We start from the raw sequence: 20,099 nt of genomic DNA, 5'->3' as shown, positions 1-20,099 counted from the left end.
GATACGTTTCATTCAGAACGATGGTTCCGCGCTTTTAGAAAAAATCACGAACTTTAACGCAGGGAATTCCGTACCGGTTCGCAGTGACGGTGGGTGCAGCCGTAGAAAACGGCCGGATATCAGTGTGTGTCAGGTGGCCAGCGGCCGTGCGCGCTCTGCGTGCCTGGAGTTTCTCCACGCAGTCAGCGCTAAGTACCACGCGGGCCAGCTCAGCGCCCAGTTAGGCAGCCATGCACCAGGAATGCGCCACATGGGAATCGTCAGCAGCGTGATACCGAGCGCAAGCACCAGTGCTGCGGGAAAGTAAATGCGTGTGAGCCGCAGACCTCGATAGACGCCCCACGCCGCGGGAAGAAGGAAGAGAAGCAGACAGAAGCGTGAAAGAGATTCCACATGAAAACGCGCCATGCAGAAGACGCACGGAACCGATGACATCAGTACGCTGATGCGAATGGTTTTGCGTGAGATGGATCCCATTACGAAGCCACCGGTCCACGCCCAGCCGATCAGCAGAATCACATTCCAGAGCAGCAGGGCGATACCAGGTCCAAGCGTGAAACCGGTGTTCTTCAGAACCGTGGTATTGAACAGCTTTAGATAGGTCGCGCTGATAGAAACAGACAAGCCCATCAACAGCAGGCTGCACGGCAGCGCCAGGCCGAAGGCAGCAACCCATGGGCCTAGAGTGCGCCATGGCGTTGCCTTACGGCGAAATGCAAGACCCAGTACATCCAGCATCGCTGCCGACGTGGACTCACGCGTCTCCGCAAGATCGCCAAGCACTGCTTCACACTCATTGCGTTCCAGAAGACGTGAAGCGACAACTTCCACCAGGGTCCAGCCCGTCATAGAACACTCCTGCTCTGGTTTGCCACCCATGAGGCTCCGCGGCTGATGCGCATCACTGTCTCATAGAACTCTTTCGCCGCGCTCAAACCGCTGGGCGTAATGCTTACCATGCGCTTGGCGCGGCCACCGCGTTCGGGCGTGGCATCGCTCATCCAGGTCTTCAGCAGACCTTTCGTCTCCAGCCGGTCGATGGTGGTATACAGCGCGCCGATCGAACAGCTTCGGCCACTGGCCTCAACCTCTTCGCGGATGGTGGCGCCATACGCCCGTTCGCCAAGCCCCGCTGCCGCCGTAATGATCAGGTACTCAAACTCTCCAAGCATCGTTAGTACTACATTGTGATAGTAATGGGTGGGACTGTCAAGGCGGGTAAGAAGATTTTTGATGCTATCGATAAGAAGGCACTTAAAAAGCCCTTTCCCACTTTGGCATGCCGGTTGCTTTGTTGGTCTGCGGAGCTCTCGCTCCCGCCGCTCGTTTGCGTCTACCGACGTGGACCGCTCAGTTGTTCACTAATCAATCTTCATTAGGAGCACGTATGAGCATATCGAGCATCAGTTCGAGCAGCCTTGCCTACTTCGATCCGGGCCTTTTTTCATTGGCCTCATCGAGTTCAATGTCCACCAACTCAATCACTTCCAGCAAGACCGATACCTTCAAAAGCAGCTTCTCTGAACTGGAGTCCGCCATCAAATCGGGCGATCTAAGTTCTGCCAAGCAATATCTGGCGCAGGTCGAGCAGTCGAGCCCTCGCGCCACCAACGGCACCGATCCCATCGGCACCTTCCTTACCAGCGTGGAAAGCGCTCTCTCCTCCGGCGATATGTCTTCCGCGCAGACTGCTCTGCAGACACTGCAATCCTCACCGGCGGCGGGATCCTCGTCTGGGTCCTCATCGGGAGATAGCTTCGGTAAAGATCTCTCTGGACTGATCTCATCCATTCAGTCCGGCGATCTCACCGCAGCGCAGACATATCTCACGGATCTGGAAAAGAATGCGCCGGGTAGCTCTACCTCGTCCTCTGACAGCACATCCTCAACCAGCAGCACTTCTTCCACGTCATCGACGTCCTCTACCTCCGGCACGAGCGCAAGCGGTGGTTGCCATCACTCGCACAGCAGTAGCAGTAGCACCGACAGCAGCAACGATCCCCTCAGTGCCTTTCTGTCGAGTGTTGAAGCAGCCATTGCAAGCGGCAGCACAAGCCAGGCGCAAGCAGCGCTCACTACGTTCCAGGACCAGATGTCCAGCTTCAATCAATACGGTCCGCCGCAGTCCAACGCTTCCAGCGCGGTTAGCTTCATGGTTTAGCAAATTGCTTTTCAGGAACAAGGGTGAAGAACCGGGAAGGTTCTTCACCCTGTATTTTTGGGGGGACGTAGCTTCAGATTCGCCGCCCTCGGCGAAGTTGCCCAGCAAACAAGAGGGAATTCATTCTCATCTGCCGAACAAAATCGCCGAGCGCATTATGCAAGACGCGATCACTCGCAGCGAGTTTACATATTTGCAGGGGTTTTCGATAAGAATGCTCTAACCAAGCTGCGGGGTCTCCAACGCACGTGTTCGTTCGCACGAAGCGTGAACCGGGCGGGAGCAGTGGATTTGTCTTAGATGCAAGCCCTCAGCGGCTAAAGCCGCGTTGTTCCTTATGTCATGTGCGGCATGGCTAAAGCCATGCCCTTAAGCACGACATCGCGCTACGCGCGACCGGATACGGGCGGATCGTGCTCAGCTCCATCCATCCGTTGCGCGGAGCGCAGCCGTTTCGCACCGAAGGTGCGAAATGCATTGCTTAAGGGCACGGCTTTAGCCGTGCCGTATCAGAGCAAGAACGAAATGCGGCTTTAGCGGCTGAGGTACACGCCGTCCAGGTGCCACACCCTCATGAAGTCAAGGTGGCAAAGACCACCCCATCATTCTGATTAGCCACACCCTACTTCACCCGCTTCAACACCGTAATCGGAATCGATCCATCCGGTCTAGCCGCGACCTTCCACGAGAGAACATCTTCCTGAAGCTCATAAGCCCGCACCGCGGTGGTGTCATCCTGATTCGGAACCGAAGCGCGATCGATGTGGAAGCTGATGGTGTGTTTGGCAGCATCGACGGTATAGGTCCCGAAGTGAACACTCATCTCGATCGCAACCGCACGATACTCCTCCGGCGTTCCCTTAAGCCTGTCGCCCGAGGCAAACTTCACACGGTCTCCACGATAGATCTGTACCGCGTAATGTCCATCGGCGGTAAAGATCACCAGGCCGTGAGGATTTGGCCCGTAATCGGAGACTCTTGTGCCATCCGGCATCAGCTTATCTGCGGCAGTAAGAGCCCATGTGCCGACGATGGAAGATGTCTGTGCGATGCCGGAGAGCGGGGCAAGCAGAAGCGCAGTGAGCAGAAGCAAATACCGTTTCATGCCGCAACTCTAACAACGCGGTATCGCAAGAACAATTTGATTGTTCTCAAGCGACACGTGAGCTCTGCTTATGCTTCTTCGCGGTCTTCGTCTGCGAGGCCAGCGCTGCCTGCACGGCTTCTGTCAGCAGGATCTTCATGCGATCGACCGCGATACCTGTGGACTGCGGATTGCGATGAACTGTAACCGGCAACGCGCCGAGCGCGGGTAAGCCAAAGAGCGACGCTGCTGAGACCAGGCCCTCGGGAAGCCGCAATCCAGTCCTCGCCGTGATGCCCAGACCCGCAAGCAGCGCGGCCCACAGGCCGTCGAGACTGGGACTGCTGGCGGCGATGCGATACGGTGTTGTGGCCGTCTCCAGATGTTCGATCGCGCACCGGCGAAAGGCACACTGCGGCCCCAGGGCTGCCAGCGGCAGAGGATGATTCTGCGGAAGAGCAAAGGTGGAAGCCGCAATCCAGACGATCTCAAGCTGGCCGATGGTCTCGGCGGCTGCGCGTGTCTCGTGGCCGATTGCGACCGCAAGATCGATCTGCGATGCCTCCACAGCATCGGCCAGTGCCGCATTGCCTTCGATGCGCAGCTCCACCTGCATACGCGGATACAGCAGAGCAAAGTGCGACAGCGCGGAGGGCAGCACTGCGGCAAAATCCTGGGTGCAGCCGATGCGGATGTGTCCGTCGATATTGGCGCCCTGCATCGTGTCCAGAAGCTCGTCGTTGAGCGAGAGCATGCGACGGGCATACGCGAGCGCCACCACTCCCTCTTCGGTCAGGGCAAGGCCGCGCCCGCGCTTACGAAAGACCGGAGCTCCCAGCTCCTCCTGCAGCCGCTTCATCTGCAGGCTTACCGCAGAGGGCGTGCGCCCCAGCTGCTCCGCCGCCAGCGCCAGACTGCCAAGATCATTCGCAACGGTGAGTGTGCGCAACGTGTCGAGATCGAGCGTAAGCCGTGTAGCCATCGTGCGCGTAGTGTAGCCGAAAAGTGACGACACGCCCCTAGGGTGATCTGCTAGCGGAGGTCGAATCGTTGGCGGCGATCATAGCCAGCCGCTCTTCGATGATCGGTACACGCTCGCTATCCAGAACAAATCCTGGAAGCACATCCAGGAAGCGGGATTCTGCAAGTAGAGCTGACGCTGCCTCCGCAAGATAGTCGCGAAGATCCTGAGGGGATGCAGCAATCTCTTGCATCAGTGTCTCCCGTCCCTCAATCACTGCGACAAAATCTTCAAGGTCATGACTGGCCTGATAGTCCATATTGCCGCGTCCTCGAAATGCTTCCATCTTCGTTCCCAGGAAGAATGGAGCGGTAATCACTCGAATCGACGAGCCACTCGGCAACGTGAACGCTGATGCATATTCGAGGGCAGGCTTATACCAGCGATTGGTGAAGCCAAGTTACCTCTTTGCTCAGAGGCAGTATGTCTACAATCAGATTCCCATGGTGCCATCGACACGTGAGAGGTGCTTCACCTGCATCTTCGGTAAAGCCGGCATCACGAAGACGTTCAGAGAATTGGATGTAGTCGGCGTACGAGATGATCTCGGCAATCACATCGACATCATTCGTGCCGCGAATCGGTGCGGCTGCTTTGTCGGTAATCAGAAGTCCCAGTGTGATACCACCGACGAAGACGATCTCATCCAGAAAGGGAGCGAGCTTATGCACCGCATCTTCAAGCAGAGAGCTGTTTGGATCAGGCATTGAGCTCTTTCCCGAGCAGTTCAATGGCGAGATTCCGTTCCCTCGTTCTTCCACCACGGATTGCGTCACAGAGAGCAAGGACCCGATAGAGCCCAGCATCTTTCAGCGCTGCTTGCGGCGCACCCTTATACAAGGGAGAAAATGCTATGCCTCGGACATCTCCTTCGGCATACGGCCAAACATCGGGTGGATCGCCGTTATCTACAAAACGCGAGTTCAACGGAGCTGCAGCCACTGCCGTAGGGACACCACGAACAAGCGATCCCTTTGCCGGCGGGAAGACATACCTGAGTCCGTGGGACAAGAACTCCAACAAGGCAGACCGATTGACCCGTTTTTCGCCTTTGGCCATGTGTAGCAGGCCGGACTCCGCACTTCGCTTCAAAGACTTCGACACCTCGGATGGCGAAATGAAGAGACCATCCGCCAGATCTTTGGATGGCATGCGTGGATCACGCTGCATTGCGAGTTTTAGGAGAAGCGCAATGTCTTGTCCTTGCATAGATTTATTATATTTCCAATTTCCGATTTGGAAATTGGAAATATAGAGATTCTCTCGATAGATCAATTAGGCATGGGCTAGCACTATAATCTGTTTAGAATCAGCTGCATATGACGTGACGGCTCCGCATGTTAGCTTGAAATCAGCGAAGGAGAACCTCAACGCTTGCCGTCAACCCCATCCGTATTCGCGACGTCGCAGACAGCTCTCCGCCGCCCGACCTTCGATCCCGCCGGAGCTGTTACCGGAGTCGGCAGCCTGCCGCTGACCTCGCTTCCTGAAGCCCTGGAATCGGTGATCACCTTTTCGCCGCAGGTGCCCTTCTGGCCGCAGCTTCCGCAGCGTTCAGAACGTGAGGCCGCCATCGGGCAGGGCTTCGACTGCATCCGCCACCTGGTCGAGCCGCGCACAGACGGCTATGGCTATCAGGTCCCCGAAGGCAGCATCGATGCCGTCATCGATGTCCTGCACAACGGTGATGGCTACCTCACCGAAGACAATGCCGCCGGCTTCTTCGCATTGGAACAGGCGCTCGCCTCAGGGCTCTTCCCGCAGGCGACTGCCGTTAAAGGACAGATCGAAGGCCCCATTACTCTGGCAGCCTTTCTCTTCTACAAGGGCCGTCCGTTTCTCTCTGACCCCGTGCTGTTCTCGTCGGTCGCCTTCCATGTCTCGCAGCTCATCTGCTGGCAGGCGAATCGCCTTCGCGCAACAAACCTCCCCGTGCTGTTGTTCGTCGATGAGCCGGGCCTGTGTCTTGAGATCCCCGGACTTCCGGAAGACCATCGGCTCAGCGCGCTGGCGGCAATTCTCGACGATGCCCGCACGCGTGGCGTCTACGCCGGTCTGCACTGTTGTGCATCGCAACCCTTTGATCGCATGTTCCGCGTCAGGCCCGACATCCTCTCTTTCGATGCGCATGAAGGATTGGAATCGTTCTTCGCGCATCCACAGGCGATGGACTTCGTGAACCAGGGTGGAACGGTCGCCTATGGTCTGGTGCCGACGAAGAAGCATCTCGACGCCATGGATGCGGCACAGATCTTCCTCCGCTGGCTCGAGTGCGCATCGCGCGCCGGCGATCCGCAGAAGCTTGCGCAACGGGCCATGATTACAGCGACCTGTGGTCTCGGTCTATTGGAACCAGAATCAGTGCCGCAGTCGTTCAGTGTTGCCCACGGAGTCAGCAAGCTGGTACGAAGCCTTGCGGGGCTGCCGGATGAGGAATAGAGCACACACGGGGTGCCCCACATCGGGGTCCCCAACGGGCTTCGCTCGTTGGGGTGAAGATACGCGAAGCTCGAATCGTTTTTTCTTCGTCCCGTAGTGCGAATTAGATCTTCGCTGGCGCAAGCCCTCAGCGGCTAAACAGGCTGCGGAAAAACTCGATTTTCGAGAAGCGCAAAAAAAACGATCGCGTCAGAATGACCTATAAGCGATCCGGGGACATTGGGTGATGATTTTCTATCCCCAAATTTGACCCGATTATCCCCTCATATAGAGTTTTTCCGCAGCCTGTAAAGCCGCACTTCTTCTTACCCTGATACGGCACGGCTGAAGCTGTTCAGTTCCATGACATCCTTTACACCTTGTCTCCAGACATCCTTTACAGGTTTATGCCTGTTTAGGGGTGTTTTTGGATGGCATGGAGGAAGGTGGAAGTGGAAGCGCAGCGATTGCGGTTTGTGGAGGCGGCGATGATTGGAGAGCGATCGTTTTCGTCTCTGTGTATGGAGTACGAGATTAGCCGTCCGACGGGTTATCTGTGGCTGAAGCGATACCGTGAGCATGGAGCGGCCGGCATGCAGGAAGCCAGCCGCAGGCCTCTGCTGAGTCCCCGTCAGAGCCCTGCCGAGTTGGAAGAGCAGATCGTGTCTTTACGGCGCCAGCATCCTGACTGGGGTGCACGTAAGCTTCGCGTTCTGCTCGGCCGATCTGGGGTGAAGGTGCCATCGTCGACCGTACATCGAGTGTTGCGTCGGCACGGTCTGATCCACCGGCTGGACAGCCATCCACAGGCCACTGGCAGCTTCTGTCGCGAGGCGCCTAATCAGCTCTGGCAGATGGATTTCAAAAGCCCTAAGGGATGGAACGCGCATCTTGGCCCCTTATCCGTGTTGGATGACCACAGCCGCTATGCCTTGGTGTTGGAGCAACTGTCCTCGGGTGAAGGTCTCGTCGTCCAACAGAGGCTGGATAAGGCGTTCTCTGACTGTGGGTTGCCCGAGGCCATGCTGATGGATCACGGCCAGCCCTGGTGGAACGCGCAGTCACCAGGAGGATGGACGCAGCTATCCGTGTGGCTGATGCGGCTGGGCATCCGGCTGTACTTCTCCGGAGTCCGCCACCCGCAGACCCAGGGTAAGGTGGAACGCTTCCACGGTGCCCTGGAGCGGGCACGGAGAAGGTGCGGGCCGATGGATACGCCGCCTGGCCAGTCATGGCTGGACCGCTTCCGGGAAGAGTACAACCATGTTCGTCCCCATGAAGCGCTGGACATGGAAACGCCAGCAGACCACTGGCACCCCAGCCAGCGAGAGTACACCGAACCACGTAACCCCGCGTATGCCCCGGATGCCGAAGTGCGCGAGCTCAACAGCAACGGAGCGCTCTGGCTGGACGGACGCAGCTGGCAGGTAGCCGGAGCCCTGGCTCATCAGCCTGTCCGTCTCGCTCGCATCGATCAACGCATCCTGATCTTCTACGGTGACACGCCCATCCGGGAACTCGACCTCACGGGGCAGGGTTCCACGATCGTGGAACCCTGCCCCGCAAACTCACTCAATCTGTAAAGGATGTGTGGAGACAAACTGTAAACCATCTCTGGAGACTAGACAGCTGAAGCCGTGCCCTTAAGCAAAACAAAAAGACAGCCTCTTCAAACGAAAGATGGTTTCTCGTTCGCGCAACGCGCGAATGGAGGTAGCGAGTTTTGCTGTATTGTTCTGTTGCGCGCAAGCGCAACCGTTTCGCACCGAGGGTGCGAACGCCTCGCTTAAGGGCATGGCTTTAGCCATGCCGTATAAGACTTAAGAGCAAACGCGGCTTTAGCCGCTGAGGTACATGCTTGAAGAAAAACGGTCGCGCATAGCGCGATACGCTACCCTTTCGCTTCGCGAAAGAATGGGGTATCGAGATCCTCGCTACGCAACCGACTACCTCTCAGGATCGTAATTAAGATTCGGTCCCAGCCACCGCTCGACTTCACTCAATGTCCATCCCTTACGCTGGCTGTAATCCTGCGTCTGATCGCGATCGATCTTACCGACGCTGAAATACCGCGACTCCGGATGCCCGAAGTAAATCCCGCTGATGCTCGAACCCGGCCACATCGCGTACGACTCCGTGATCATGATGCCGGTCTTCGCCTGCACATCCATCAGCTTCCAGATGGTGCCCTTCTCCGTATGGTCGGGGCTGGCCGGATACCCCGGAGCAGGACGAATACCGCGATACTCCTCCTGGATCAACTCGTCGTTGGTGAGATTCTCCTCACAGCCATAGCCCCACTCCTCACGCACACGCTTGTGCAGGCACTCGGCAAAGGCCTCGGCCAGGCGATCAGCCAGGGCCTCCGCCATGATGGCGCTGTAGTCGTCATGATCCGCCTTGAAGCGGTCGCACAGTTCACGCAGGCCAATACCGCTGGTGACGGCAAAGGCGCCGACGTGATCCTGCAGTCCGGTCTCCTTTGGTGCGACAAAGTCTGACAGGCAGCGGCACGGTTCCTTGCCTTCGCGGTTTACCTGCTGACGAAGGAAGTAGAAGTGATCCAGCACCGTGGAGCGTGTCTCATCGGTGTACAGCTCAACATCGTCACCAACAGCGTTGGCAGCCCAGAAGCCATACACCGCACGCGCCGTAATCAGCTTGCCTGCAATGATCTTGTCCAGCAGGGCATTGCCCTCGGTGAAGATCTGCCGGGCTTGAGCGCCCTGCTTCTCATCATCCAGAATGCGCGGATAGATCCCCTTCAAACCCCAGGCATGGAAGAACGGCGACCAGTCGATAAACTCACGCAGCGTTTCGAGCGGGAAGTTATCCAGCACGCGAACACCGGTAAATGCAGGCTGCGAGATATCCTCCGCCCGCCACTCAATCGGTGTATGCCGCGCGCGCGCCGCTTCAATCGGAACGGCTTTCAGCTTCGGAGCAGCATGAGCCTTACGCACGCCCTCATACTCGGCGCGATGCTGATCGATGAAGCTCTGCCGGCTCTCTTCGCTCAGCAGGCTGGTGGTTACCGGCACAGCGCGGCTGGCATCCAGAACGTGTACGACCGGCTCGCTGTAGTGCGGAGCGATCTTGATCGCTGTATGCGCACGGCTGGTGGTCGCACCGCCGATCAGCAGCGGAATCTTGAAGTTCTGCCGCTCCATCTCGCGGGCGACATGCACCATCTCATCGAGCGACGGCGTAATCAGGCCGCTCAGACCGATGATGTCGGCGCGAATCTCTTTGGCGCGTTCGAGGATCTTTTCGGCGGGCACCATCACGCCCATGTCGATGACCTCGTAGTTGTTGCAGGCCAGCACTACGCCGACGATGTTCTTGCCGATGTCGTGCACGTCGCCTTTGACGGTGGCCAGCACAATCTTGCCCTGCGTCCTTACCTCGATGCCGGCGGCGGCCATCGCTTCCTTCTCGGCTTCCATGAAGGGCGTCAGATAGGCGACAGCCTTCTTCATCACGCGGGCGGACTTCACCACCTGCGGCAGAAACATCTTGCCCGCACCGAACAGATCGCCAACGATGCCCATGCCCGCCATCAGCGGACCTTCAATTACCAGCAGCGGACGGCCCAGCTTCGCGCGCGCCTCTTCCGTGTCGGCAGCGATATAGGTGTCGATGCCCTTGACCAGCGCATGTGCCAGCCGGTCTTCGACGGTGCCGTTGCGCCACTCCTCGGTCTTCTTCTCGGTGGTGGCGCCGCCCGTAGTGGCCGAGGCCTTCAACTGCTCGCCGAACTCAACCAGGCGTTCCGTCGCATCGGGCCTGCGATTGAGTAGGACGTCCTCGACCAGCTCCTTCAGCTCCGGCTCAATCTCTTCATAGACCTCCAGCATGCCGGCGTTGACGATGCCCATATCCATACCAGCCGCAATGGCGTGATAGAGGAAGGCCGCGTGCATCGCCTCGCGGACCTTGTTGTTGCCGCGGAAGCTGAATGAGATGTTGGAGACGCCGCCGCTCACCTTGGCATGCGGCAGGTTCTGCTTGATCCAGCGAGTCGCGTTGATGAAGTCGACCGCGTAGTTGTTGTGCTCCTCCATGCCGGTCGCAACCGTCAGGATGTTGGGATCGAAGATGATGTCTTCGGGAGCAAAGCCAACCTCGTTCACCAGAATGCGGTAAGCGCGCTCACAGATGCGGATCTTATCTTCGTAGGTCGCCGCCTGGCCCTGTTCGTCAAAGGCCATCACAACCACGGCAGCGCCATAGCGCTGCACCGTGGCGGCGTTCTTGCGGAACTTCTCCTCACCCTCTTTCAGCGAGATGGAGTTCACGATGCCCTTGCCCTGCAGGCACTTCAGGCCGGCAACGATCACCTCCCACTTGGAGGAGTCGACCATGAACGGAACCTTGGCAACCTCGGGCTCGCTGGCCAGCAACTGCAGAAAGCGCGACATGGCGGCAACGCCGTCGATCATGCCCTCGTCCATGCAGATGTCGATGACGTTGGCGCCGTTCTCCACCTGCTGGCGGGCGACGCTGACGGCCTCTTCGTACTTGCCCTCTTTGATCAGCTTGGCAAACTTCGGCGAGCCGGCGACGTTCGTACGTTCGCCGATCATGATGAAGACGCCGGGTTGCTGGGTGAAGGGCTGCGATCCTGAGAGGCGAAGAGGCTTTGATTCTGTCGTGTCGATACTCATCCCTTGGCTCCCACGGCCTCCGGTTCCTGATGGTGCTCCAGGCTGCGCGGCTCCAGATGTGCCAGAGCCTTGGCGATAGCGGCGATGTGCTCCGGCGTGTTGCCGCAGCATCCGCCGGCGATATTGATCAGTCCACCCCTGGCGAAGTCGCCAAGATAACGGCCCATATCGGCGGGCTCCAGATCGAAGCCCGTGGGCGAAAGCGGATTGGGCAGACCAGCATTTGGATACGCCGAGATAGCGACATCAGCCTTGCCGGAAAGCTCTTCCAGGAACGGATACATCAGGTCCGGACCGAGCGAGCAGTTCAGGCCCACCGAGAGCGGCTTCACATGCTTGACCGCATTCCAGAAGGCCTCAACCGTCTGCGCAGAGATCATCGTCTCACCGCCACGGCCAACCGCCGCGGAGATCATGATGGGCAGCTTCTTGCCATCCTCCTCGAAGACCTCCTGAATGGCGACCAATGCCGCCTTGGCATTCAGTGAGTCGAAGATGGTCTCCACCAGCAGTAGATCGACTCCACCGGCAATCAGGGCGCGTACCTCTTCCGTGTACGCCTTCTTCACCTGGTCGAAGGTCACGACGCGGAAACCGGGATCGTCAGCATCCGGCGAGTTCGACAGCGAGACGGTCAACGGCCCGATGGCTCCGGCGACAAAGCGCTGGCGTCCGGTGTCGTTGCCGACGCGGTCGGCCCACTCACGGCACTGCCGCGCCGACTGCTCATTGATCTCCCACGCAAGCGCGCTCAGCGAAGCATCGTCGATGATCTTCTGGTAGAACTCAGGGTCCTTACGGCCGCCATGCTCACGCGGATCGTCGACAAAGAACTCGCTCTGCGCAATGCTGGTGGCGCCAAAGGTATTGGTTTCGATGATGTCGGCACCGGCTTCGAGGAAGCGGCGATGGATATCGCCGATCATCTCCGGCTGCGTCAGCGAGAACAGGTCGCCGTTGTTCAGCAGGTCTTTGGTGGCATTCTTGAAGCGCTCTCCACGGATATCGGCTTCCTTCATCCCGTAGGTGCGAATGGTGGTACCCATCGCTCCATCGATGATGGCGATCCGATTTTCCAGAATCTTCTGAAGAGGATGCTGTGGATTGGTCATAGCTTCCGAATGCCCCCATATCCTGACCCACGCAACAGCGCCTGTAGGCCACTCTTCATTATCTCATTCATGGCAAGTGGGGGTGTGGTCATGGCCGGTCACGTATCGACAGGTCTGATAGGCAAGGGCTGGGTGCCCCGGGGTCCCTAAAGGGACCTGGGCATTCGCGCTTCGCGCGAACCGTTTTGCTTAAGGGCACGGCTTCAGCCGTGCCGTAAAAAGCCCTGCAAAGACGCGGCTTTAGCCGCTGAGGTACCCAGAACTATGCCCTCAGCGGCTAAAGCCGCGCTTCTTCTCAACCCCGTTCGGCACGGCTGAAGCCGTGCCCTTAAGCAAGACCAAGAACCCCAACAAGACCTTCAACCGTAAGACAAGAAACCCCTGCTTCAGCCCCCATCAACCCCAACCAACCCTCCTGATCTACGATGGTCTCGTCACAAAAAAAGGAGCACGACAATGAAGCTTGAGATTCGCAGCATTGCGGCCGCAGTTCTGCTGACCGCAGTCTCTGCCCTGGCGCAGAACAAGGCCCCTGAGGCCGTCGGCGTAGAAAAGACCTCCATCCTCGGCCCCACGGTCTTCAAGTTCGACCAGTTGCCGGTCACGAAGAATGCCACCGGCGAGGTCCGCTCCGTGGTCAAGCAGCCCACGGCCACCGTCGACCAACTGGAGATGCACATCACCACGCTGAACCCGGGCCAGACCTCACACCCCGCGCATCGTCACGTGAACGAAGAGCTCATCATCATGGACAGCGGCGAGTGCGAGACGCTCTCCGACGGCAAGTGGATCAAGGTGACCAAGGGCGACATCATCTTCAACGCCTCGAACAGCCTGCACCAGTTCCGCAACGTCGGCAAGGTTCCCGCCCAGTACCACGTCATCAACTGGTCGCCGAACAAGGACAAGAAGTAGATCAGGACACAACTCTGCGTGGCTGCCGCCAGAAGCGTATGGCCAGCAGAATCAGGGAAGCAACAAACAGCAGCTCCAACACCGGTTTGGCTTGCGTGGCGATCGACATCGCCGCGCCGGCTCCCATCCACACGGCAAGATACGCGGCCAGACACAACGGGCACTTCGGCAACAGGAGCAGCAGCACGCCGGAACCGGCGGATGCACCTGCGTTTTTCCACCAGCGCTGCAACATGCCGTGTTGTGACACCGCACGGCAGCAAGCCCGATCGTCTCTCTGTAAGCAATTCATCCTTCACCTCACATCTGACTAACCACCACACTGGGTGCCCCACATACGCGAAGCTTATGTGGGACGTTCGAGCGAAGCTCGAATCGCTTTTCGTTTTGCTTAAGGGCACGGCTTTTAGCCGTGCCGCAAAAAGCCCTGCAACTACGCGGCTTTAGCCGCTGAGGTACTCAAAGCCATGACCTCAGCGGCTAAAGCCGCATTCCTTGCCCACCTGTTACGGCACGGCTAAAAGCCGTGCCCTTAAGCAAAACAAGAACCGAACAAGACCTTGAATCAATAAAACCTTCATCCATCGCTACTCAAACCCGTCCATACTCATCCCGCCGTTTCCACCACACCCCACTCTCATTCCGTCCCTTCGGAGCGCGATCGAGCCACTGGTATGCACCCCACAAACCATCCAACCCACGGGCATAGGTGGAGTACGTGTGATACACAACGCCATCCTCCATCACAAACGTGCTCATCCCAGGGCGCTCGCGGATATACGTCGGTCCATCCGTTCCGCACATCGTCGCGAACTGCACCACCGGAGGCGGCAGCGTATCCATCTTCTGGCGGCTGCGGCGGTAGTTGTACTCAAAGCCGCCCTGCTTCTGCTGCTCTTCCGTGATGGATACGTTGAAGTCGTGATTGAAGCTGCTGTCGTGCGACGAGGCCCAGGGGAAGCTCCATCCCATGCGTTGCTCGTAAGCCTTCAGCTTCGCCAGCGGAGCCAGCGATACGGCGCACAGCGTCACATCATGATTCGCCAGGTGCGGAACAAAGCCGTTGAAGCCGTCCGCGATCATCGAGCAGGAGGGGCATCCCGCCGCATACTCCGGCCCAAACATGAAGTGGTAGACCATCAGCTGCGAGCGCCCCTGAAACAGCTCGGGCAGCGAGACCGTGCCGGCCTCAGTATCGAACCGGTACTCCTTCTCGACACGCAGCCACGGCAGCTCCTGCCGCATCTGCGCCAGCTCATCGCTGCGCTGTGTCAGTTCCTTCTCGGCCTCCAGCAGCGCGATCCGCTCCGTCAGCCACTCTTCCCGCGTTCCTACCTTGTGCTTCGTCAATGTCGGCATTGGCTTCTCCCTCTCGTCGGCACGCTCTATCCAGCACCGAGGATGAGATAGATTTAGCGCAGGGCAAACGCGGGGTGGGAGTGACAACTGTGGCGGGATTCCGATGGACTCATTGATCACCGCCGCCGCCCGTGCCCTGGCCGCCGGCGATCCCCTTGGAGCCCTGAAGCGCATCGCCCTCCGCGACGACCCGCCGGCCCTCGCCCTTCGTGGTATCGCCATGGCCCAGCTCGGCGACCTCGCCCGGGCAAAGCTGCTGCTGCGCAACGCCGCCCGCGCCTTTGGGCCAAGGGAGGCTGTCGCCCGCGCCCGCTGCCTCGTCGCCGAAACCGAGATCGCCCTGGCCTCGCGTGACCTGGGCTGGTCTGCAAAGACGCTCAATGCCGCCCGGGCGGTGCTGGAAGCACACGGCGACCACCTCAACGCCGCCCACGCACGCTATCTCGAGGTCCGCCGTCTGCTGCTGATCGGCCGGCTCGATGATGCAGAGGAGCTGCTCTCCACGCTCGACCCCGCGCCTCTCCCGCCCGCCCTGCGGACGGTGCACGAACTGGCCGTAGCCGGCATCGCCCTCCGCCGCCTGCAGACCAGCCCCGCCCGCGCCGCACTCACTCGCGCAGAACAGGCCGCTCGCCAGGCACGCATCCCCATGCTGCTCGCGGAAGTAGAAAACGCCTGGAGCACCTTGCAGACACCAGCGGCGCGCCGCATTGCCAACGGCGAAGAACGTCCATTGTTGCTGGAAGAGGTAGAGGCTCTCTTTGCCTCAAAGACAGTGGTCGTTGACGCCTGCCGTTATGCCGTACGCAGCGGCAGCACTGTAATCCCACTGACCACCCGCCCGGTGCTCTTCGCGCTGGCACAGGCTCTGGCAGAGGCCTGGCCCGGCGACGTCGCACGCGATGTGCTGCTGGCACGAGCCTTCGGAGCAAGGTTCGTGGATGAGTCGCACCGCGGCCGCCTGCGGGTGGAGATAGGCCGCCTGCGCCGCATGCTTCGCCCTGTCACCGACATCCATGCAACGAAGAAGGGCTTTGCTTTCTCCCTTCCACACCCGCGCGAAGTGGTGGTGCTGGCACGGCCGGTCGAAGAAGAACATGCCGCGGTGTTAGCCTTTCTGGCGGATGGGGAATCGTGGTCCAGCTCGGCGCTGGCGCTTGCTTTGGGAACCAGTCAACGCACCGTGCAGCGCGCGCTGGATTCACTGGCGGCATCGGGCAAGACACAGTGGTTCGGACACGGACGCGCCCGCCGTTGGATGACGCCACCGTTGCCGGGATTCACGACCACATTGTTACTCCCATCTCCTCTTCCCGGTGACTAAGATTTGAGCTGACGAGAGGATCGAACCATGAACCGCACCAAAGCAGAGATCGTCCGCGAGTACGGCCCATTCCCGGGCGTTGACCAGGTCCACGGAGTGACCTTCGACGGGCAGAACATCTGGTTCGCCGCAGGCGGCAGCATCAACGCGCTCGATCCAGCAAGCGGTGAGACGGTCCGCACCCTCGACGTCGCCGGACACGCCGGAACTGCCTTCGACGGCAAGCATCTCTTCCAGATCGCCGAAGACCGCATCCACAAGATCGACCCAACGACCGGCACGGTGCTTGCGACCATTCCCGCTCCCGGCGGCGGTGGCGACTCAGGCATGGCCTGGGCCGAAGGCTCGCTCTGGGTCGGCCAATACCGCAGCCGCAAGATCCACCAGGTCGATCCTGAGACGGGCAAGGTGCTCCGCGTCATCGAGTCCAACCGCTTCGTTACGGGTGTGACATGGGTCGACGGCGAGCTATGGCACGGCACATGGGAAGGCGACGAGAGCAACCTGCGCCACATCGACCCAAAGACCGGCGAGGTACTGGAACAGATCGAGATGCCACAGGGCACAGTCGTCTCCGGCCTGGAATCGAACGGCAGCGACCAGTTCTACTGCGGCGGCGGCCGCAGCGGCGTGATCCGCGCCGTACGGAGGAAGTCGAAGAAATAGACGGTGAATTTGGAGACTCTCTCAGTACCTCAGCGGCTAAAGCCGCACACTCATTCAGGCTCTGTACGGCACGGCTGAAGCTGTTCAGTTCCATGACATCCTTTACACCTTGTCTCCAGACATCCTTTACAGGTTTATGCCTGTTTAGGGGTGTTTTTGGATGGCATGGAGGAAGGTGGAAGTGGAAGCGCAGCGATTGCGGTTTGTGGAGGCGGCGATGATTGGAGAGCGATCGTTTTCGTCTCTGTGTGTGGAGTACGAGATTAGCCGTCCGACGGGTTATCTGTGGCTGAAGCGATACCGTGAGCATGGAGCGGCCGGCATGCAGGAAGCCAGCCGCAGGCCTCTGCTGAGTCCCCGTCAGAGCCCTGCCGAGTTGGAAGAGCAGATCGTGTCTTTACGGCGCCAGCATCCTGACTGGGGTGCACGTAAGCTTCGCGTTCTGCTCGGCCGATCTGGGGTGAAGGTGCCATCGTCGACCGTACATCGAGTGTTGCGTCGGCACGGTCTGATCCACCGGCTGGACAGCCATCCACAGGCCACTGGCAGCTTCTGTCGCGAGGCGCCTAATCAGCTCTGGCAGATGGATTTCAAAAGCCCTAAGGGATGGAACGCGCATCTTGGCCCCTTATCCGTGTTGGATGACCACAGCCGCTATGCCTTGGTGTTGGAGCAACTGTCCTCGGGTGAAGGTCTCGTCGTCCAACAGAGGCTGGATAAGGCGTTCTCTGACTGTGGGTTGCCCGAGGCCATGCTGATGGATCACGGCCAGCCCTGGTGGAACGCGCAGTCACCAGGAGGATGGACGCAGCTATCCGTGTGGCTGATGCGGCTGGGCATCCGGCTGTACTTCTCCGGAGTCCGCCACCCGCAGACCCAGGGTAAGGTGGAACGCTTCCACGGTGCCCTGGAGCGGGCACGGAGAAGGTGCGGGCCGATGGATACGCCGCCTGGCCAGTCATGGCTGGACCGCTTCCGGGAAGAGTACAACCATGTTCGTCCCCATGAAGCGCTGGACATGGAAACGCCAGCAGACCACTGGCACCCCAGCCAGCGAGAGTACACCGAACCACGTAACCCCGCGTATGCCCCGGATGCCGAAGTGCGCGAGCTCAACAGCAACGGAGCGCTCTGGCTGGACGGACGCAGCTGGCAGGTAGCCGGAGCCCTGGCTCATCAGCCTGTCCGTCTCGCTCGCATCGATCAACGCATCCTGATCTTCTACGGTGACACGCCCATCCGGGAACTCGACCTCACGGGGCAGGGTTCCACGATCGTGGAACCCTGCCCCGCAAACTCACTCAATCTGTAAAGGATGTCTGGAGACAAACTGTAAACCATCTCTGGAGACTAGACAGCTGAAGCCGTGCCCTTAAGCAAAACATTCGCGCTTCGCGCGAACTGAGAGACTGCCCTGGGAATAATCCGCAAGATCTGACGCCGCGTCTTCTTGGAAGCCGGAGTGTAGTTCAAGCTCCAGATGATTCCTGCGTTTGGCTCAACCAACCGTTGCGCGTAGCGCAACCATTTCGCACCGAAGGTGCGAATGCCTTGCTTAAGGGGACGGCTTCACAGTTTGCGGAAAAACGCGTCTTTTCGCCTGCGGGTCAGTCTGTTGTGAGGGATCGGTGAGTTGTTTTGGTTCTCTATGGCACGTTGTTATGCGGTTTGGGTGGGTTTAGAGGGTGTTTAGACACACTACGGCCGTGTCATGACTGTGCTGGGATGGGAGGTATCAGCTTCACCAGCCGCAGGAGATTATGGGCTGCGGCCATGAGCTGTACCATCCAGTCCACCTTGCGTAGCCCACGCAGCTTGGTCTGTCGCATCGAACGGTCCAGCTTCATCCAACCGAAGACCTTCTCAACCAGTTTGCGTTTCCTCTGACTGATCGCATATCCCGGCTCGCTGCGTTCCTTGCTGTTGAGCCAGTTGGGCCATTTGGGGTTCGGCTCATACTCGGCCACGTGCGGCCTGACCTTGCGACGGCGCAGGGCCTTGATGAACTTCTCGTACTGATAGCCCTTGTCGGCTCCCAGCGTGATCCGCTTTTTACGCTTGATCCGCTTCAACATCTTCAGAGCCGCTGCACGTTCCTCTGTCGTCCCGGCCTGTGTGGCCATGGCCGCCACCACCAGACCGTTGCGGTTCTCGGTGATCACATGGCCCAGATAGCTGGGAACCGATGCTCCGCTGGAGCTCTTGCGATACAGCCGCGCTTCCGGATCGGTAGAGGACTCATGAGTATCACGCAGTAGCTTCTTACCACCCGCTCCCGTCCCACGGTCCGGAGGATCGGCCTTCTCATGGAAGCTGCGCCGGTTGGCCCATGCCTGGATCAGCGTGCCGTCCACCGTGAAGTGTTCTTCGCTGAGCAGCTTGTGCTGGCTAGCTTCCTCCAGCACCGCCAGCAGAAGCTTCTGGCTGGCTTCGCCGGCGATCAGACGCTCCCGGTTCTTGGTAAATACCGTCACGTCCCACACCGGATCGTCAATCTCCATGCCCACGAACCAGCGGAACAACAGGTTATAGTTCAGCTGCTCCATCAACTGCCGTTCCGAGCGAATCGAGTACAGCACCATCAGCAACTGCGCACGCAGCAGACGTTCCGGCGCGATCGATGGTCGCCCTGTCGCCGCGTAAAGCTGCGACAACTCACCATCCATCCGCTTCAGTGCCGCATCCACCATAGTCCGGATCCTCCGCACCGGATGATCCGATGCGATCCGCTGCTCCATCGTTACGTAACTGAACATCCCGCTCTGCTTCGCTTCTTCTCCCCGCATACCTCTCTCTTACGACAATCCCCGAAAAACGAAAAGAGTTTTTCCGCAAACTGTTCAGCCGTGCCGTATAAAATCCGCGAAACACGCGGCTTTAGCCGCTGAGGGCTAATTCGTCAACGTCAAATACAATTCACGTTATGGCGATCCCGACACGTACTGCGAGACCCGGGACGTACTTCATCACATCCTTAGTAGCCAATCGACGTAGAGTCTTTCAAGTTACGCGCAATGCCGAGCTGCTTCTTGAAACCCTGGATCATTACGGTGAGAACTATCTTCTACACGCGTACGTCGTCATGCCCGACCATATCCATCTGCTGCTGACTCCGACACAGATAACGCTCGAACGAACAATGCAACTGGTCAAGGGAGGGTTCTCTCATCGTTTTCATGCATCGCAACCTGTATGGCAGCGAGGATTTACGGACCATCGGATTCGGAATGCAGAGGACTATGCAACGCGCCTTGAATACATCGCTCAGAATCCTGTGCGAGCTAGGCTGTGTACTGCTGCGGAGGAGTATCCGTATTCTTCCGTCAATCCAACGATTCGGCTGGACGAGTACCTCAGCGGCTAAAGCCGCCT

20 protein-coding genes are annotated in these 20,099 nt (G+C 59.0%); 8 read left to right on the top strand and 12 right to left on the bottom strand.

Annotated elements, in window-relative coordinates; genetic code table 11:
• Positions 1-129: 129 nt before the first annotated feature.
• Positions 130-849 carry a hypothetical protein gene (locus tag FTW19_RS25950; protein WP_187143143.1) on the bottom strand — a complete coding sequence of 240 codons (720 nt, stop codon included), beginning with the start codon at positions 847-849 and terminating at the stop codon, positions 130-132.
• The gene (locus FTW19_RS23195; protein ID WP_147649946.1) at positions 846-1,172 is read right to left on the bottom strand and encodes a PadR family transcriptional regulator; all 327 of its coding nucleotides are present in this window, start codon (positions 1,170-1,172) and stop codon (positions 846-848) included. The genes FTW19_RS25950 and FTW19_RS23195 overlap by 4 nt, the downstream gene beginning before the upstream one ends.
• Before the next feature lie 215 nt (positions 1,173-1,387).
• Between FTW19_RS23195 and FTW19_RS23190 the strand changes: the two genes are divergently transcribed.
• Positions 1,388-2,161, top strand: a complete 774-nt coding sequence (locus FTW19_RS23190; RefSeq protein ID WP_147649945.1) for a hypothetical protein — start codon at positions 1,388-1,390, stop codon at positions 2,159-2,161.
• 622 nt (positions 2,162-2,783) lie between these two features.
• On the opposite strand, the gene FTW19_RS23185 is transcribed toward FTW19_RS23190, so the two are convergent.
• From FTW19_RS23185 to FTW19_RS23165, 5 genes are all read right to left on the bottom strand, one after another.
• Complete coding sequence (locus FTW19_RS23185) at positions 2,784-3,266, bottom strand: lipocalin-like domain-containing protein (RefSeq protein WP_147649944.1); 483 nt, start codon at positions 3,264-3,266, stop codon at positions 2,784-2,786.
• A 46-nt stretch (positions 3,267-3,312) separates the two neighbouring features.
• Positions 3,313-4,260 carry a LysR substrate-binding domain-containing protein gene (locus tag FTW19_RS23180; protein ID WP_246153460.1) on the bottom strand — a complete coding sequence of 316 codons (948 nt, stop codon included), beginning with the start codon at positions 4,258-4,260 and terminating at the stop codon, positions 3,313-3,315.
• A 4-nt stretch (positions 4,261-4,264) separates the two neighbouring features.
• Positions 4,265-4,552, bottom strand: coding sequence for a hypothetical protein (locus FTW19_RS23175; protein WP_147649943.1), 288 nt, complete (start codon positions 4,550-4,552; stop codon positions 4,265-4,267).
• Positions 4,553-4,640: 88 nt separating this feature from the next.
• Positions 4,641-4,973 carry a hypothetical protein gene (locus tag FTW19_RS23170; protein ID WP_147649942.1) on the bottom strand — a complete coding sequence of 111 codons (333 nt, stop codon included), beginning with the start codon at positions 4,971-4,973 and terminating at the stop codon, positions 4,641-4,643.
• Positions 4,966-5,475 (bottom strand): winged helix-turn-helix domain-containing protein, encoded by a 510-nt coding sequence (locus tag FTW19_RS23165; protein WP_147649941.1) that lies wholly within the window; start codon positions 5,473-5,475, stop codon positions 4,966-4,968. Before FTW19_RS23165 ends, FTW19_RS23170 begins: the two co-directional genes overlap by 8 nt.
• Before the next feature lie 165 nt (positions 5,476-5,640).
• On the opposite strand from FTW19_RS23165, the gene FTW19_RS23160 reads away from it, so the two are divergent.
• Positions 5,641-6,705 carry a hypothetical protein gene (locus FTW19_RS23160; RefSeq protein ID WP_147649940.1) on the top strand — a complete coding sequence of 355 codons (1,065 nt, stop codon included), beginning with the start codon at positions 5,641-5,643 and terminating at the stop codon, positions 6,703-6,705.
• Between the two features lie 410 nt (positions 6,706-7,115).
• Positions 7,116-8,267: an IS481 family transposase gene (locus tag FTW19_RS23155; RefSeq protein WP_147649897.1), complete on the top strand. Its 1,152-nt coding sequence runs from the start codon at positions 7,116-7,118 to the stop codon at positions 8,265-8,267.
• A gap of 363 nt (positions 8,268-8,630) precedes the next feature.
• On the opposite strand, the gene metH is transcribed toward FTW19_RS23155, so the two are convergent.
• Together metH and FTW19_RS23145 are read right to left on the bottom strand one after the other, a co-directional pair.
• Positions 8,631-11,351 (bottom strand): methionine synthase, encoded by a 2,721-nt coding sequence (gene metH, locus FTW19_RS23150; RefSeq protein ID WP_147649939.1) that lies wholly within the window; start codon positions 11,349-11,351, stop codon positions 8,631-8,633.
• Positions 11,348-12,463: a homocysteine S-methyltransferase family protein gene (locus FTW19_RS23145; RefSeq protein ID WP_147649938.1), complete on the bottom strand. Its 1,116-nt coding sequence runs from the start codon at positions 12,461-12,463 to the stop codon at positions 11,348-11,350. Before FTW19_RS23145 ends, metH begins: the two co-directional genes overlap by 4 nt.
• Before the next feature lie 456 nt (positions 12,464-12,919).
• On the opposite strand from FTW19_RS23145, the gene FTW19_RS23140 reads away from it, so the two are divergent.
• Positions 12,920-13,378 carry a cupin domain-containing protein gene (locus FTW19_RS23140; RefSeq protein ID WP_147649937.1) on the top strand — a complete coding sequence of 153 codons (459 nt, stop codon included), beginning with the start codon at positions 12,920-12,922 and terminating at the stop codon, positions 13,376-13,378.
• Position 13,379: 1 nt separating this feature from the next.
• Here the strand turns inward: FTW19_RS23140 and FTW19_RS23135 are convergent, their stop codons facing one another.
• Together FTW19_RS23135 and FTW19_RS23130 are read right to left on the bottom strand one after the other, a co-directional pair.
• Positions 13,380-13,613: a hypothetical protein gene (locus FTW19_RS23135; protein ID WP_147649936.1), complete on the bottom strand. Its 234-nt coding sequence runs from the start codon at positions 13,611-13,613 to the stop codon at positions 13,380-13,382.
• 356 nt (positions 13,614-13,969) lie between these two features.
• On the bottom strand, positions 13,970-14,737 hold the full coding sequence (locus FTW19_RS23130) for a DUF899 domain-containing protein (protein WP_147649935.1): 768 nt from the start codon (positions 14,735-14,737) through the stop codon (positions 13,970-13,972).
• A gap of 103 nt (positions 14,738-14,840) precedes the next feature.
• Here FTW19_RS23130 and FTW19_RS23125 point away from each other — a divergent pair, with 103 nt between their 5' ends.
• From FTW19_RS23125 to FTW19_RS23115, 3 genes are all read left to right on the top strand, one after another.
• Positions 14,841-16,061, top strand: a complete 1,221-nt coding sequence (locus FTW19_RS23125; RefSeq protein ID WP_147649934.1) for a helix-turn-helix domain-containing protein — start codon at positions 14,841-14,843, stop codon at positions 16,059-16,061.
• Between the two features lie 27 nt (positions 16,062-16,088).
• Positions 16,089-16,727: a Vgb family protein gene (locus FTW19_RS23120; protein WP_147649933.1), complete on the top strand. Its 639-nt coding sequence runs from the start codon at positions 16,089-16,091 to the stop codon at positions 16,725-16,727.
• A gap of 160 nt (positions 16,728-16,887) precedes the next feature.
• Positions 16,888-18,039, top strand: coding sequence for an IS481 family transposase (locus FTW19_RS23115; protein ID WP_147645759.1), 1,152 nt, complete (start codon positions 16,888-16,890; stop codon positions 18,037-18,039).
• A gap of 397 nt (positions 18,040-18,436) precedes the next feature.
• On the opposite strand, the gene FTW19_RS23110 is transcribed toward FTW19_RS23115, so the two are convergent.
• Complete coding sequence (locus FTW19_RS23110) at positions 18,437-19,513, bottom strand: IS5 family transposase (protein ID WP_147645881.1); 1,077 nt, start codon at positions 19,511-19,513, stop codon at positions 18,437-18,439.
• Between the two features lie 137 nt (positions 19,514-19,650).
• On the opposite strand from FTW19_RS23110, the gene FTW19_RS23105 reads away from it, so the two are divergent.
• Positions 19,651-20,091: an REP-associated tyrosine transposase gene (locus tag FTW19_RS23105; RefSeq protein ID WP_147649932.1), complete on the top strand. Its 441-nt coding sequence runs from the start codon at positions 19,651-19,653 to the stop codon at positions 20,089-20,091.
• Positions 20,092-20,099: the final 8 nt, after the last annotated feature.

This window comes from Terriglobus albidus, from assembly GCF_008000815.1.
Lineage (GTDB): Bacteria > Acidobacteriota > Terriglobia > Terriglobales > Acidobacteriaceae > Terriglobus > Terriglobus albidus_A.
Note: the sequence above shows the minus strand (reverse complement) of the source record. Positions and strands in the feature narration are given on the sequence as shown.

Coding starts and splice junctions, on each gene's coding strand:
- FTW19_RS25950 (WP_187143143.1), bottom strand. CDS start 849: ATGACGGGCTGGACCCTGGTGGAAGTTGTCGCTTCACGTCTTCTGGAA.
- FTW19_RS23195 (WP_147649946.1), bottom strand. CDS start 1,172: ATGCTTGGAGAGTTTGAGTACCTGATCATTACGGCGGCAGCGGGGCTT.
- FTW19_RS23190 (WP_147649945.1), top strand. CDS start 1,388: ATGAGCATATCGAGCATCAGTTCGAGCAGCCTTGCCTACTTCGATCCG.
- FTW19_RS23185 (WP_147649944.1), bottom strand. CDS start 3,266: ATGAAACGGTATTTGCTTCTGCTCACTGCGCTTCTGCTTGCCCCGCTC.
- FTW19_RS23175 (WP_147649943.1), bottom strand. CDS start 4,552: ATGGAAGCATTTCGAGGACGCGGCAATATGGACTATCAGGCCAGTCAT.
- FTW19_RS23170 (WP_147649942.1), bottom strand. CDS start 4,973: ATGCCTGATCCAAACAGCTCTCTGCTTGAAGATGCGGTGCATAAGCTC.
- FTW19_RS23165 (WP_147649941.1), bottom strand. CDS start 5,475: ATGCAAGGACAAGACATTGCGCTTCTCCTAAAACTCGCAATGCAGCGT.
- FTW19_RS23155 (WP_147649897.1), top strand. CDS start 7,116: ATGGCATGGAGGAAGGTGGAAGTGGAAGCGCAGCGATTGCGGTTTGTG.
- metH (WP_147649939.1), bottom strand. CDS start 11,351: ATGAGTATCGACACGACAGAATCAAAGCCTCTTCGCCTCTCAGGATCG.
- FTW19_RS23145 (WP_147649938.1), bottom strand. CDS start 12,463: ATGACCAATCCACAGCATCCTCTTCAGAAGATTCTGGAAAATCGGATC.
- FTW19_RS23140 (WP_147649937.1), top strand. CDS start 12,920: ATGAAGCTTGAGATTCGCAGCATTGCGGCCGCAGTTCTGCTGACCGCA.
- FTW19_RS23135 (WP_147649936.1), bottom strand. CDS start 13,613: ATGTTGCAGCGCTGGTGGAAAAACGCAGGTGCATCCGCCGGTTCCGGC.
- FTW19_RS23130 (WP_147649935.1), bottom strand. CDS start 14,737: ATGCCGACATTGACGAAGCACAAGGTAGGAACGCGGGAAGAGTGGCTG.
- FTW19_RS23125 (WP_147649934.1), top strand. CDS start 14,841: ATGGACTCATTGATCACCGCCGCCGCCCGTGCCCTGGCCGCCGGCGAT.
- FTW19_RS23120 (WP_147649933.1), top strand. CDS start 16,089: ATGAACCGCACCAAAGCAGAGATCGTCCGCGAGTACGGCCCATTCCCG.
- FTW19_RS23115 (WP_147645759.1), top strand. CDS start 16,888: ATGGCATGGAGGAAGGTGGAAGTGGAAGCGCAGCGATTGCGGTTTGTG.
- FTW19_RS23110 (WP_147645881.1), bottom strand. CDS start 19,513: ATGCGGGGAGAAGAAGCGAAGCAGAGCGGGATGTTCAGTTACGTAACG.
- FTW19_RS23105 (WP_147649932.1), top strand. CDS start 19,651: ATGGCGATCCCGACACGTACTGCGAGACCCGGGACGTACTTCATCACA.